The 12,609-nt window shown below is 62.1% G+C and carries 12 protein-coding genes and 1 pseudogene; 6 read left to right on the forward strand and 7 right to left on the reverse strand.

Going from position 1 to position 12,609, the window contains the following annotated elements; all coding sequences use genetic code 11:
- Window positions 1-641: pseudogene (locus DXT77_RS30435) on the forward strand (transcriptional regulator); the annotation flags it as partial.
- On the opposite strand, the gene DXT77_RS22530 reads toward DXT77_RS30435, so the two are convergent.
- A complete protein-coding gene (locus DXT77_RS22530) occupies window positions 638-1,099 on the reverse strand; it encodes a TIGR02444 family protein (protein WP_119429246.1) in 462 nt (153 codons plus the stop codon). The pseudogene DXT77_RS30435 and the gene DXT77_RS22530 overlap by 4 nt on opposite strands.
- Before the next feature lie 50 nt (window positions 1,100-1,149).
- On the opposite strand from DXT77_RS22530, the gene DXT77_RS22535 reads away from it, so the two are divergent.
- The 3 genes from DXT77_RS22535 to DXT77_RS22545 all read left to right on the forward strand — a co-directional run bounded on the left by DXT77_RS22535 (window position 1,150) and on the right by DXT77_RS22545 (window position 4,431).
- Window positions 1,150-3,060, forward strand: coding sequence for an ATP-binding cassette domain-containing protein (locus DXT77_RS22535; protein ID WP_085708944.1), 1,911 nt, complete (start codon window positions 1,150-1,152; stop codon window positions 3,058-3,060).
- Window positions 3,060-3,641, forward strand: a complete 582-nt coding sequence (locus DXT77_RS22540; protein WP_119429247.1) for a mechanosensitive ion channel family protein — start codon at window positions 3,060-3,062, stop codon at window positions 3,639-3,641. The genes DXT77_RS22535 and DXT77_RS22540 overlap by 1 nt, the downstream gene beginning before the upstream one ends.
- 157 nt (window positions 3,642-3,798) lie before the next feature.
- Complete coding sequence (locus DXT77_RS22545; protein WP_085708946.1) at window positions 3,799-4,431, forward strand: LysE family transporter; 633 nt, start codon at window positions 3,799-3,801, stop codon at window positions 4,429-4,431.
- A gap of 60 nt (window positions 4,432-4,491) precedes the next feature.
- Here the strand turns inward: DXT77_RS22545 and DXT77_RS22550 are convergent, their stop codons facing one another.
- The 5 genes from DXT77_RS22550 to DXT77_RS22570 form a co-directional block, all read right to left on the reverse strand.
- A complete protein-coding gene (locus DXT77_RS22550) occupies window positions 4,492-5,235 on the reverse strand; it encodes a penicillin-binding protein activator LpoB (RefSeq protein WP_119429248.1) in 744 nt (247 codons plus the stop codon).
- 3 nt (window positions 5,236-5,238) lie between these two features.
- Window positions 5,239-5,826, reverse strand: a complete 588-nt coding sequence (gene lpoB / locus DXT77_RS22555; protein WP_007951848.1) for a penicillin-binding protein activator LpoB — start codon at window positions 5,824-5,826, stop codon at window positions 5,239-5,241.
- A gap of 36 nt (window positions 5,827-5,862) precedes the next feature.
- Complete coding sequence (locus DXT77_RS22560) at window positions 5,863-6,237, reverse strand: YcfL family protein (protein ID WP_119429249.1); 375 nt, start codon at window positions 6,235-6,237, stop codon at window positions 5,863-5,865.
- Window positions 6,238-6,252: 15 nt separating this feature from the next.
- Window positions 6,253-7,647, reverse strand: a complete 1,395-nt coding sequence (locus DXT77_RS22565; RefSeq protein ID WP_119429250.1) for a COG3014 family protein — start codon at window positions 7,645-7,647, stop codon at window positions 6,253-6,255.
- A gap of 206 nt (window positions 7,648-7,853) precedes the next feature.
- Window positions 7,854-9,254 carry a COG3014 family protein gene (locus tag DXT77_RS22570; protein WP_119429251.1) on the reverse strand — a complete coding sequence of 467 codons (1,401 nt, stop codon included), beginning with the start codon at window positions 9,252-9,254 and terminating at the stop codon, window positions 7,854-7,856.
- 152 nt (window positions 9,255-9,406) lie between these two features.
- On the opposite strand from DXT77_RS22570, the gene DXT77_RS22575 reads away from it, so the two are divergent.
- Both DXT77_RS22575 and DXT77_RS22580 read left to right on the forward strand, forming a co-directional pair.
- Complete coding sequence (locus DXT77_RS22575) at window positions 9,407-11,302, forward strand: FTR1 family protein (RefSeq protein ID WP_119429252.1); 1,896 nt, start codon at window positions 9,407-9,409, stop codon at window positions 11,300-11,302.
- A 4-nt stretch (window positions 11,303-11,306) separates the two neighbouring features.
- Window positions 11,307-11,762 (forward strand): YaiI/YqxD family protein, encoded by a 456-nt coding sequence (locus tag DXT77_RS22580; RefSeq protein ID WP_119429304.1) that lies wholly within the window; start codon window positions 11,307-11,309, stop codon window positions 11,760-11,762.
- Window positions 11,763-11,879: 117 nt separating this feature from the next.
- Here DXT77_RS22580 and elbB read toward each other — a convergent pair whose 3' ends face one another.
- Window positions 11,880-12,548 (reverse strand): isoprenoid biosynthesis glyoxalase ElbB, encoded by a 669-nt coding sequence (elbB, locus tag DXT77_RS22585; RefSeq protein ID WP_085731453.1) that lies wholly within the window; start codon window positions 12,546-12,548, stop codon window positions 11,880-11,882.
- Window positions 12,549-12,609: the final 61 nt, after the last annotated feature.

Genomic DNA, 12,609 nt, shown 5'->3' on the forward strand with positions numbered 1-12,609 from the left:
CTGCTAAACCTGCGGCTAAAACCACCGCTGCAAAACCAGCGGCCGCCAAGCCGGCTGCAGCAAAACCCGCCGCTGCCAAACCTGCTGCGCGAACCGCTGCTGCAAAAGCGGCTCCGGCAAAAACCGCAGCTGCCAAACCGGCTGCTAAACCAGCCGCCAGAACCGCCGCCAAACCGGCAGCAAAACCTGTGGCCAGAACGGCTGCTGCCAAGCCTGCGGCCAAAACCGCTGCCAAACCGGTTGCAGCCAAACCCGCTGCCAAAGCTGCAGCGAAACCAGCGGCCAAGCCTGCGGTAAAAACAGCGGCCAAACCTGCTGCTGCCAAGCCTGCTGCGAAACCAGCCGCCAAACCGGCTGCCGCTGCCAAGCCTGCAACTGCCGCCGCCAAGCCAGCGACCGCTGCTAAACCGGCCGCCAAGCCAGCCGCAAAACCTGCTGCAAAACCAGCAGTGAAAAAACCAGCCGCTGCCAAGCCAGCTGCAGCCAAACCGGCCACCGCTGCTGCTGCCAAACCTGCCGCTCCGGCAACCCCGGCTGCAACCACAGCACCTGCATCGGCCGCCACTACCTCGACCACCGCAACCACGCCATCCTCGGCGCCGGTGTCGAGCGTCGCCAGCAACCCGTCCAGCGCTTCCTAAGCGCCGGTCGCCGCGACGCGCAGCACTTGCAGCGCGTCGCGGTTCAGGTTGGCCGCAGGGCCGGCCAGCACTTCCAGCCAGTCACTCGATTCCTTCGAATTACGCTTCCATTCCTGCGCTACGCCTTCAAGTCGCGACAGCAACGCGCGCTCCGCCTCCAGCTCCAACCCTTTGATCTGCTCACGCATACCCTTGAGCACAGGATCGGTCTCGGCCAGTGTTTTCCATTGCATGCGCATCGCGCGCAGCGGTTGAACCACCTCTTTGTCCCAAGGGATGGTCAGCTCTTGAAGCTGCCTCGTGCGTACCTCGTCGCAAGTCGCATCGCGCTGTTCCAGCCACAAACCACACAGCATCAGGCACACATTGGCCCCCGCCGATTGCAGGCGCAGGCAGGCATCCTCCACGCCGGGACGGGCGTAGACGGCAAGGGCAAAGCTCCACAGGTCAGAGGACATCGTGCTACTCGCGCCAGTTGTGAGCGAAGCTGGTAGACTCCGCCGCCATTATGATCCGACTTCAGAACCTGACTTTACAGCGTGGCCCGCAACGTCTGCTAGAAGACGCCGAGCTGACCCTGCACGCCGGCCACAAAGCCGGCCTCATCGGTGCCAACGGCGCCGGCAAATCCAGCCTGTTCGCCTTGCTCCGCGGTGAGTTGCACCCGGATTCGGGCGACTGCCTGCTGCCGGCCGACTGGCGTATCGCCCACATGCGCCAGGAGGTCGACACCCTCGAGCGTCTGGCGGTCGACTACGTGCTCGACGGCGACCTGCGCCTGCGCGAGGTCCAGCGTGATCTCGCAGCCGCTGAAGAGGCCCACGACGGTGCTGCCCTGGCGCGCCTGCACGCCGAACTCGACAGCGCCGACGGTTACACCGCCGACGCGCGTGCACGCAAGTTGCTGGCCGGTCTCGGTTTCACCAACGAGCAGATGGATCGTCAGGTAGGAGATTTCTCCGGTGGCTGGCGGATGCGTCTGAACCTTGCGCAGGCTTTGATGTGCCCGTCAGACCTGCTGCTGCTCGACGAACCGACCAACCACCTGGACCTCGACGCCATCATCTGGCTCGAAGAGTGGCTGAAAAGTTACCCCGGCACCTTGTTGCTGATTTCCCACGACCGGGATTTCCTCGATGAAGTCGTCGATCACGTGGCCCACGTCGATCAGCGCAAACTGGTGCTCTACCGTGGCGGCTACACCGCGTTCGAACGCGCCCGTGCCGAGCGTCTGGCCCAGCAGCAACAGGCCTACGAGAAGCAGCAGGCGCAGCGTGCGCACATGGAAAGCTACATCGCCCGGTTCAAGGCCCAGGCCACCAAGGCCCGTCAGGCCCAGAGCCGGATCAAGGCCCTTGAGCGGATGGAAGAGCTGTCGGCGGCCCACGTCGATTCGCCGTTCGACTTCGTGTTCCGCGAGTCGACCAAGATCTCCAGCCCGCTGATCGACCTGTCCGATGCACGTTTGGGTTATGGCGAGAAAACCGTGCTGGAGAAGGTCAAGCTGCAACTGACCCCCGGTGCGCGAATCGGCCTGCTTGGTCCCAACGGTGCCGGTAAATCGACCCTGATCAAAAACCTCGCCGGCGAGCTGTCGCCGCTGGCCGGGCGTCTGACCCGTGGCGAGAACACGGTGGTCGGCTACTTCGCCCAGCATCAGCTCGATTCGCTGGATGCCAAGGCCAGCCCGTTGCTGCACCTGCAACGTCTGGCGCCGACCGAACGTGAGCAGACCCTGCGCGACTTCCTCGGTGGTTTCGACTTCCGTGGCGCGCGGATTGACGAGCCGGTACTGAATTTCTCCGGTGGCGAAAAGGCCCGTCTGGCCCTGGCGTTGATCGCCTGGGAACGGCCGAACCTGTTGCTGCTCGACGAACCGACCAACCACCTGGATCTGGAAATGCGCCTGGCGCTGACTATGGCGTTGCAGGAATTCAGTGGTGCGGTACTGGTGGTTTCCCACGATCGGCATCTGCTCAAGAGCACCACCGACAACTTCTTCCTGGTCGCGGACGGTAAGGTCGAAGAGTTCGATGGCGACCTCGAAGACTACGCCCGGTGGCTGGTCGAGTACCGTCAGCGCAACGCCCCGGTCAGCAACACGCCGGTCAACCCGGACAAGACCGACAAGAAGGCCCAGCGCCAGGCCGCCGCTGCATTGCGTCAGCAACTGGCGCCGCACAAGCGCGAAGCCGACAAGCTCGAAGCCGAACTCGGGAAACTGCACGAGAAACTGGCCAAGGTCGATGCCAGCCTCGGCGACAGCGACCTCTATGAGCCGGCGCGCAAGAACGAATTGCGCGACCTGCTGGCCGAACAGGCCAAGCTGAAAGTCCGCGAAGGCGAGCTTGAAGAAGCGTGGATGCAGGCGCTGGAAACCCTGGAAACCATGCAGGCGGAGCTGGAGGCGCTGTCCTGATGGAGGCGTTCAAGCTGCCGCTGCCGGCGGTGTGGATCGAGCCGATCTGGCTGGGTGTGCAGATTCTGCTGATCCTGCTGGCCGGCTACTTCGCCCAGCGCGTCGTCGCGCGGTTCCTGACGCGTCTGGGCGAGAAGTATCCGTTCCCGCCGCAGTTGCTGATGCCGCTGCGTGGTGGTCTGCGCTGGCTGATCATGGGCAGTGCGCTGATCTTCGTGCTGGAGCGTCTCGGTGTTTCTGCCACCGTGCTGTGGACGGCGTTGTCCGGTTTCGTCGCCGTTGCGGCCGTGGCGTTCTTCGCCATGTGGAGCGTGTTGTCGAACCTGCTTTGCGCGATTCTGATCTTCACCGTCGGCCCGTTTCGTCTGGGTGACGTGGTCGAACTGGTCGACACCACCGACAAGCCTGGCGTCAAAGGTCGGGTGGTGGCGATCAATCTGCTCTACACCACACTGATCGAAGCCGAAGAGCTCGGCACCGGCAGCGCCATGGTGCAGGTGCCCAACAGCCTGTTCTTCCAGCGCTCGGTAAGACGCTGGCGCGGGTCGGATATCTTCCCTTCCAGCGGTTTTGAGAAGTAAGCTCCCGGCGTTTGTAATGACGCCTTCGTCGGAACGCCGCCCGGAGCAAGCTCGCTCCCACAGTCGGCAGCCGCAACATCCTGAAAAAAATCGGTAGTCATCCAGCCTGAATCCCATTAGCTTGGACGTTTGTCACGAGTCTGAGTCGAGGTGTGCGATGGAGCTTCAAACATGGCTGGCGTTTTTTGCCGCGTGTTGGGTAATCAGCCTTTCTCCGGGCGCCGGCGCGATTGCGTCGATGTCCAGCGGTCTGCAATACGGTTTCTGGCGCGGTTACTGGAACGCCCTGGGCCTGCAACTGGGTCTGGCCCTGCAGATTGCCATCGTCGGCGCCGGTGTCGGCGCCATCCTCACCGCTTCGGCCACTGCGTTCCATGCGATCAAATGGTTCGGTGTCGCGTACCTTGTGTATCTGGCGATCAAGCAGTGGCGCGCACTGCCGATGGACATGAGCGATGACGCTGCGGTACGCCCGATCGGTCGGCCGATGGCGCTGGTGTTCCGTGGATTCCTGGTCAACATCAGCAACCCCAAGGCGCTGGTGTTCATGCTGGCGGTGCTGCCGCAGTTCATCAATCCTCACGCACCGCTGCTGATCCAGTACGTGGTGATCGGCGTGACCATGATCTGCGTCGACCTGATCGTCATGGCCGGCTACACCGGGCTGGCGTCGAAGGTGCTGCGCCTGCTGCGCACACCGACCCAGCAAAAACGCATGAACCGTACGTTTGCCGGGCTGTTCATCGGTGCGGCGGCGTTCATGGCGACGTTGCGCAAAGCCGCCGCGTAAAGCAGGCAGGCATAAAAAAGGCGACCTTTTCAGGTCGCCTTTTTCGTTTGCGGCTGCCGGTCAGCGCAGAATCACTGGCGCCGTATCACGCGGCAGATTGTTGCGCTGCTGCGGTTCACGCGGTTGCTCGTAGCCACCACCGCCGAGCTGCTGGCTCAGCTGTCCGGCCACGTCTTCACCCAGCGCCTTCGAGACATCACGTACCACCCGTGGGCGGTTCAGCGAGATCTTGATGTCGCGGTGGTTCACCAGTTTGGTGTCCTGCGCTTCACCCATGGCCGTGAAGGCCGAGGTGATTTCGTAGGTCTTGGTGTTGATCAGGCTGAAATCCGCCACCAGCGTCAGGCCCAGTACGGCTGAATAGCTGTCGGTGTTGGCCAGCTCGTTCATGTCCTGGGTGAAGTCGATGTCGGACACCGTACCGAACAGCACATAGTCGGCGCCCTTGAAGTTACCGGCCTTGATCCGCTTGATCACATCGTAGATGTCACCCTTGGACGAGGCGGTGTAAGGCGTGCCCTGAATCAACTGAAACATGCCGGTGCGCAGGATTTCACCCTTGATGTCGCCGGTGAATTTGCGCAGCTCGGCCTGCTCGATGTAACTGGTGTTGGATTCGAACTCGTCGTAGCTCGAAGAACCGCTGGAGCTGTAGTAGCCCTCGCGGTAATTGTTCTTCGACGAAACGACGTGGATGTACTGCTCCACGCGTTCCTGGTACGCCAGATCCGTTACCGCGACTTTCGGGGCCGCTTGCGCGCTGAACGCGCAAGCCAGGGCCATCATGCCAATCCATGCGCGCATCGATTAACGCTCCGTGGTTTTGCGGATCTCTTTCTCGTCCATCCACTCGGCCAGACCGCTTTCAACGTCGATCAGTTGCAGGCTGAATTTGTAGAAGACGTCCTTGTAGTCGCTGCTGCGCTTGACGATCGAGCTGATCGAACCTTCAAGACGGTATTTGGCGGCAATCATGTTGCCAGTCTTGGCCACGGTGCTCTTCTTGTACAGGCCGCTCTGGTTTTGCAGCTTGAGCTGGTCGACCTGGCTCTGCATCGCGGTGTTGTCGCTGGCGAAACGGGCGGTGCCGGACTTCATCAGCTGGGTCTTGATGCTGGTGGTGATTTCGCGGGTGTCGATGTATTCGCTGGTCTTGTTCTTCACGTCGTAGACCTGCACCACCGGGCGTCCCTGCAGAATGCCGGACTGGGCCAGGGAGCGGGTCATCGATTCGGCGATCATCTGCAGGTCGGTCGAGCCGAACTCGTTGGTCACGGTTTCAACGGCCTTGGTGTCGCCGTAGCTGATGTTCTTGCTGCCCAGAGTCGGCGAAGTGTTGGCGCAACCGGAGGCCAGCAGGGCGAGGACAGCGATGAAGGAAAAGCGTGCAAACATGGGAATGCTCTCTGAATCGGGAATAGGGTGTCGGGCTTAAGGCGTCTTCATTTCAAGACGGAAGTCCACGGCTTTCGGCGTCGGGGCTATGCCCTGGATGAAGCTGGTCTGGGCGCCGTACATCATCTGGCTCTTCCAGACTTCTTCTTCGGCAATCGGGAAGCCTTCCGGGCCGAGCCAGGCGAAGCGGTAGTAGAACGTCTTGTTGCTGTTGAGGGTGTTGGTCAACTGCACATTGACGGTCATGAAGCCGTTCTCGCGGGCGACACGCATGGCGCCGACCGCGATGTGTTTCTGCGGGCCCATGGCCACGACCTTGCTCGCGGCGCTGCCCGGCTCCGGCGGTGGCGGGGTGGCGCAGCCGCTGGCCAGCACGGCGAGGGCGGCGACGGCGAAGAGTTTGAAACGCATGCAAAGACTCCGTTCTTAAGGTTGTTTGAGGCTGGCTACGGCGGTGGTGCCGGCGCTCGGGGTCACGTGGGCGGCGAGGCCTGCGGCGAAAACCTGATTGCCGACGGCGCGCAGGGTGATGACCTGATAACGCTGATCGACGGTGAGCTTGACCTGCGTGCCACCTACGGCGCTCGGCAAAGTAACCTGGTGCTCACCCTTTTTCAGGCGCAGACGTACCACTTGAGTGGTGTCCGGCAGGGTACGCCACGTACGGGTATCGGCACCTTCGAGCACCGCTGAAGAGATACCCACGGCCAGACCCGCCAGCGGGTTGGTTTCGTTGATCTTCTTCTGCGCCACGCCTTTGGTGATTGCCCGCACCATGGTGCGCACGATGATCCCTGGCATGTCATCGCGCAGGGCGCGGCGGGACATGGCGGTGGTGCTGTTGAGAGCGGTCAGGTTCAGTTGCTGGCCGTCGACGCCGATCTGCGCGAAGGTCGCGGTCGAGGTGTCAGGCTTGATGATCGGGAACGACAGCGGGGTGATCACCACGTTGTTGGAGATCGGCAACGGCAGCGGCACGCGGATCGAGTCGCGGGCCGGTGCCAGGCCGCTTTGCACCACGATCAGGACGTCGCTGTCATCGCTCTTGACCGGTTTGTCGAGGTTGACCAGCGCCTGTTCCAGCAGCGGCGTGTTCGGACGCAGTTCGGCCGCTTTGCGGTAACCCGGCGCGGCCAGGTCTTTTTCATCCAGGGCTTCGTAGACGAAACCGGCCAGATAGTGGCTGAACGCACTCTGGTAGCTGTTCTTCAGGCCGACCACTTCCGGGGCGTCGAGACTGGCGACCGGGTAGCCTTGCAAGTCCTTGTACTGGGTCTTGATGCCTTCTTTCTCGGCTTCCTCTTCGCTCTTGAGGTATTCCTTGTCGCGCAGGTCGGCGATCACGGCTTCACGTTCGTGAGTCTTCTTGATCGCGGTGCGGGCGCCATCGAAGTCGTTGACCGCCAGCAGGTTCAGGGCCATCTGCGTGGTCAGCATGACTTTTTCGTAGTCGTAGCCTTCGTAGCGACGGACCTTGTCATTGACCAGGAAGCTGCCGAACTGGGCCAGGTACTTGTCGGTGTCGAGCTTGACCGAATCTTCCCACTTGCCCACCACCTGGTCGGCGCTGGTCCAGGCGTTCTGGCTGCCGGACAGGTCGCCCTTGGCGCGCAGCAGTTCACCTTTCTCGAAGTAATAGAGCAGGTCCTTGTCCGGGCCGGTGTTGTTCTTTTCCAGCAGGGTCAGGGCGGCGTCGACGTTGCCGGTGGCCAGTTGCTGGTTGGTCTGGGCCAGTTCGGAATCGTAGTTGCGAAACGCCGAACAGCCGGACAGCAGAGTGACTGCGCCAAGCGCGATCAGAGTGGGAGCGCGGAATGCCATGGGGTACTTCTTCCATGAGTAGCGACAGCCTCGGGTGCGGGTCGGGCTGCTGGGACCTATCGGCAGTGGCGCTGGCCTCCTGCCAAATCCTCATAAACAGAGGAGCTTTAATGCCGCGTCGCGATAACGAGGGCGCGGCATTATAAGCGGGCGATGCTGGCTATGTAATAGCTTTTTAATTGCACCGGTTAGTTAGATGCCATTACTTATTTCAGGCCGGATACCACGCGGCTTTCCGCTGAAACGGGCGCCTGGAAAGCACTGCCGTTGGCATAAATTCGGTCGCCCAGGGCTCGCAGGCCGATGATCTGGCGATCCTGATCAATGCGGATTTTCAGCGGGGCGACACCGGGCGCGGTTGGCAGGCTGATCGAGTGTTCGCCTTTCTTCAGACGCAGGCGTAGCACTTGCGTGAGGTTGGGCAGGGTGCGCCAGGTGCGGGTGTCTGCGTGCTCGAATCCATCGTAATGGGTGACGTAGGACGCTTTGGCCGGATTGCGCCGATTGTCGGTGCCCTGGACGTCTGCAGCGAGGAACGCTCGATACGTGGTGCGTTGAATGATCCCGGGCATGTCGTCACGCAGGGTGCGCAGGGACATGTCGGTGATGTTGTTGACGGTGATCAGCTTCTTCTGGCGGCCGTCGAGGCTTATCTGATTGAAAGGCTGGGTGGAGGTGTCGGGCACCATTACCGGAAACGACACATTGGCGACGATCACCTGACCGTCTTCAAGCTTCACCGGATACGGCACGCGCACCGAGCTGCGAGCCGGTGCCAGCCCGCTTTGCACGATGATCAGCACGTCGCTTTCGCCGGCCTTGAGTCCGGGGCTGTCGAGGTCACGCAAGGCCTGTTGGAAGAACGGCATGTCAGGGCGCAGTTCAATGGCCTGACGATAACCCGGGGCCGCCAGATCCTTTTCGCCCAGGGCTTCATACGTGAAGCCGGCCAGATAGTGGCTGAACGCACTTTGATAGCCGTTCTTCAGGGCGATGACCGCCGGCGAGTCCAGCATGACCACCGGGTAACCTTGCAGGTCCTTGTAATGCACGCGGGCGCCCCGGTCCTTGGCGGCGTTTTCAACACGCTCGTATTCCAGCTCTCGCTGCCGGGCGATCAGTGTTTCGCGCTCGTGGGTCTTCTTGATGTCCGCACGGGCGCCATCGAAATCATTCACGGCCAACTGATTCAGGGCCATTTGCGTGGTCAGCATGACCTTTTCATAGTCATAGCCATCGTAGCGACGAATCTTGTCGTTGATGATGCTGCCCCATTGATTGCCCAGGGCGGAAAGCAGCTTGTCGCCAGTGGTTTCAATGGCGTCCTGGCGCTGGATCACCATCTGTTCGGCACTGCGCCAGGCCACCTGGCTTTGTGGCAACTCGCCGGCGGCGCTGAGTACCGCACCTTTCTCGAAGTAATACAGCAGGTCTTTTTCTTCATCCGGGTTATGCGCCTCGATCAGGGCCAGCGCACCTCCGGTGTTGCCTGCTTTCAATTGATCGGTGGTTTGTTGCAGTTCCAGGTCGTAATTGCGGTAGGCCCCGCAACCGCTCAGTTGCAGGAGCGCACTCAACAGCAAGGGAAACAGCAGGCAATGGCGCATGACCACAAGATCTTCCTTAATCGAAAGGGGCGAAAGGCGACGCAGTATAGGGGCGAGCGATGGCCAAGTGCCGGGGATTGGAGAGAAAGCTTGAGTCAGGCTCCCCCGACGTGAACAATGTGTTACTTCGCATTTCCAATTGAGACCCCTTCATGACTGCCTCGTCCCGATTCCTGGCCTGGCTGGTGTTCCCGTTGTTTGCCCTGAGCAGCTTCAATCTGCTGGCCGATACCGTGGAAGGCGCGCCGCAAGCGCTGCACCTGCTCGATTACATCAGCGCCGATTACCCGCCAACGGTAGAGGCAGGCAAGGTCATCGACGATGCCGAATACCGTGAACAACTGGAGTTCACCCGCGCGCTGCAAGGCTTGATTGCCGGCATGCCGGCCAAACCGGAGAAGGCCGGCCTGGAGCAGGGCATCGACGCGCTGCTGGCTGCGATCACCGCGAAGCAGGACGGCGCGGACGTCGCCCGTCAGGCCCGGCAACTGGGAGCGAAACTGGCGGTGGCCTATGAAGTCAGCCAGGCGCCGATCATCACCCCGGACCCGACCCGTGGTGCGCCGCTCTATGCCCAGCACTGCTCGGTGTGTCATGGCGCCAACGGGGCCGGCGATGGCCCTGCGGGTGTCGGCATGGAGCCTGCGCCGGCCAACCTGCGTGATGCCAAGCGTCTGGATCACCTGAGCCTCTACGCGATCTACAACACCCTCGGCCAGGGCGTCGAAGGCACCGACATGCCGGCCTTCGCCGATCAACTGGACGACCGTCAGCGCTGGGACCTGGCGACCTATATCGCTCAGTTCAGCGCCGATCCGGCCACGGCCAAATCCGAAAAGACCTACAACATCGCCGACCTCGCCCGTCAGACGCCGGCCGAAGTGCAGGCCGCCGAAGGCGCCGAAGCCGCCGCGACCTTCCGCGCACAGCGAGCGCAACCGCCGCAGGTCAAGCGTGGCCCGGCGCAGTTGCTCGACTACACCGCCGCGACGCTGGACAAGAGCCTTGCCGCTTACCGCGCTGGTGAACGCGATCAGGCTTATGACTTGTCCGTTGCCGCGTATCTGGAAGGCTTCGAACTGGTCGAAAGCTCGCTGGATAACGTCGACGCCAACGTGCGCAAGGACACCGAAAAATCCCTGATGGCCTACCGGCAATCGCTGCAGGACGGCTTGCCGGTGGAGCAGGCCGAGCAGCGTCTCGACGCGGCCAAGGCCAAGCTCAAGGAATCTGCCGATCTACTGGGCAGCGATGGTCTGAGCTGGTCGCTGAGCTACATCTCCGGGCTGCTGATTCTGCTGCGCGAAGGCCTGGAAGCGATTCTGGTGCTGGCGGCGATCCTCGCGTTCCTGCGCAATACCGGCCAGCAATCGGCGGTGCGCAGCGTCAACGTCGGCTGGGGCCTGGCACTGTTGGCCGGTCTGGGGACCTGGGCGCTGGCCGCGTATGTGATCGATGTCAGCGGTTCCCAACGTGAACTGCTGGAAGGCGCCACGGCGCTGTTCGCCAGTGTCATGGTGCTGTGGTTGGGGGTGTGGATGCACGACCGTCGCCACGCAGCGGCCTGGCAGGATTACATCAAGCAGAGCCTGGTCGGTGGCGGCGGGCGTTTCGGCTTCGCGATCCTTGCGTTCTTCTCGGTGTACCGCGAATTGTTCGAAGTGATCCTGTTCTATGAAACCCTGTGGCTGCAGGCCGGTCCTGCCGGGCATGACGCGGTACTGGCCGGTGGTGCGACGGCGCTGGTGCTGCTGTTCGGTCTGGCGTGGGTGATCCTGCGCGGCTCGGCGAAATTGCCGTTGGCGCTGTTCTTCAGCATCAACGCGGGGCTGCTGTGCGCGCTGTCGGTGGTGTTTGCCGGTCATGGTGTGAAGGCGTTGCAGGAGGCCGGGATCTTCGGCACCCGGCCGGTGGCGTTCTTCGATTTCGAATGGCTGGGCATTCACGCCGACGCCTACTCGCTGACGGCGCAGGCCGTGGCCATTGCAGCGATCGTCGTGCTGTATGGTCGCAGCCGGGTGGCGGAAAAGCGCCGAGTGGCGGCCTGAGATGATGCGCGTATGGATCGATGCCGACGCCTGCCCGAAGATGGCCAAGGAACTGGTGGTCAAGTTCGCCCTCAAGCGCCGCTTCGAGGTGGTGTTGGTGGCGGGGCAGCCGCAGAGCAAACCGGCACTGGCGATCGTCAAGCTGATCGTGGTGCCGAGCGGCCCGGATGCAGCGGACGATTATCTGGTGGAGCACGCGGTGCCGGGCGAACTGGTGATCTGCAGCGACATCCCGCTGGCCGACCGGCTGGTGAAGAAGGGCGTGGCAGCGCTGGACCCGCGAGGCAAGGAGTTCGACGCGCAGAACATGGGTGAACGGCTGGCGACACGCAACCTGTTCACCGATCTGCGTGAGCAGGGCCAGGTCAGCGGCGGCCCGGCTCCGATCGGCGACCGGGAGAAGCAGGCGTTCGCCAATGCGCTGGACCGGATCCTGACGCGGCTATCCCGCCAATCCTGAGCAAAACTCTTTACCCTGTGGGAGCGAGCCTGCTCGCGATGAGGCTCGTACATTCAACATAACGGTTGCCTGTAAAGCAGCCATCGCGAGCAGGCTCGCTCCCACACTGGATTTAGATCAGGCGTCATTTTCGTGGGTCAGCTCAAGGACGCGATCCACCAGTTTGTTGATCCCCGAAGCCGCCTCACTGATCGACTGCGCCAGCATGTAGGCCGGGGTGGTCACCAGTTTGCGTGCCTTGTCTTCGATGATGTCGGTCACGGCGCAGTCTTCGTGGGTGGCGCCCATCTTGCCGATGGCCTTGGCCGTCTCCGCGTCGTTGCCGATGGTGCAGGTCACGCCCGGGCCGTAGATCTTCGCGGCCAGCGCCGGCGAAATGCACATCAGGCCCACCGGTTTGCCCGCTTCGGCAAACGCCTCGGTCAGCGCCAGCACGTCCGGCTGAACGCAGCAGCCAGCGCCGTCGACGGCGAAGTTCGACAGGTTCTTGGCTGCACCAAAACCGCCGGGCACGATCAGCGCATCGAAATCATCGACATCGGCTTCACGGACATCCTTGACGTTGCCCCGGGCGATGCGCGCCGATTCCACCAGCACGTTGCGCGACTCGGGCATTTCCTTGCCGGTGAGGTGGTTGATCACATGCAATTGCGCGATGTCCGGGGCGAAGCACTGCACCTGGGCGCCGCGCTGATCCAGGCGCAACAGGGTGATGACACTTTCGTGGATCTCTGCGCCGTCGTACACGCCGCAACCGGACAGGATCACTGCAACTTTTTTGCTCATGGGTTTCTCTCCAGATTCATGGCGCTAAATGTCCACTAATTTGTCGTTCGTTGCCATAGGG

Origin of the sequence: Pseudomonas sp. 91RF (assembly GCF_003576265.1) — a bacterium.
GTDB lineage: Bacteria > Pseudomonadota > Gammaproteobacteria > Pseudomonadales > Pseudomonadaceae > Aquipseudomonas > Aquipseudomonas kribbensis.

Coding starts and splice junctions, on each gene's coding strand:
- DXT77_RS22530 (WP_119429246.1), bottom strand. CDS start 1,099: ATGTCCTCTGACCTGTGGAGCTTTGCCCTTGCCGTCTACGCCCGTCCC.
- DXT77_RS22535 (WP_085708944.1), top strand. CDS start 1,150: ATGATCCGACTTCAGAACCTGACTTTACAGCGTGGCCCGCAACGTCTG.
- DXT77_RS22540 (WP_119429247.1), top strand. CDS start 3,060: ATGGAGGCGTTCAAGCTGCCGCTGCCGGCGGTGTGGATCGAGCCGATC.
- DXT77_RS22545 (WP_085708946.1), top strand. CDS start 3,799: ATGGAGCTTCAAACATGGCTGGCGTTTTTTGCCGCGTGTTGGGTAATC.
- DXT77_RS22550 (WP_119429248.1), bottom strand. CDS start 5,235: ATGCGCGCATGGATTGGCATGATGGCCCTGGCTTGCGCGTTCAGCGCG.
- lpoB (WP_007951848.1), bottom strand. CDS start 5,826: ATGTTTGCACGCTTTTCCTTCATCGCTGTCCTCGCCCTGCTGGCCTCC.
- DXT77_RS22560 (WP_119429249.1), bottom strand. CDS start 6,237: ATGCGTTTCAAACTCTTCGCCGTCGCCGCCCTCGCCGTGCTGGCCAGC.
- DXT77_RS22565 (WP_119429250.1), bottom strand. CDS start 7,647: ATGGCATTCCGCGCTCCCACTCTGATCGCGCTTGGCGCAGTCACTCTG.
- DXT77_RS22570 (WP_119429251.1), bottom strand. CDS start 9,254: ATGCGCCATTGCCTGCTGTTTCCCTTGCTGTTGAGTGCGCTCCTGCAA.
- DXT77_RS22575 (WP_119429252.1), top strand. CDS start 9,407: ATGACTGCCTCGTCCCGATTCCTGGCCTGGCTGGTGTTCCCGTTGTTT.
- DXT77_RS22580 (WP_119429304.1), top strand. CDS start 11,307: ATGCGCGTATGGATCGATGCCGACGCCTGCCCGAAGATGGCCAAGGAA.
- elbB (WP_085731453.1), bottom strand. CDS start 12,548: ATGAGCAAAAAAGTTGCAGTGATCCTGTCCGGTTGCGGCGTGTACGAC.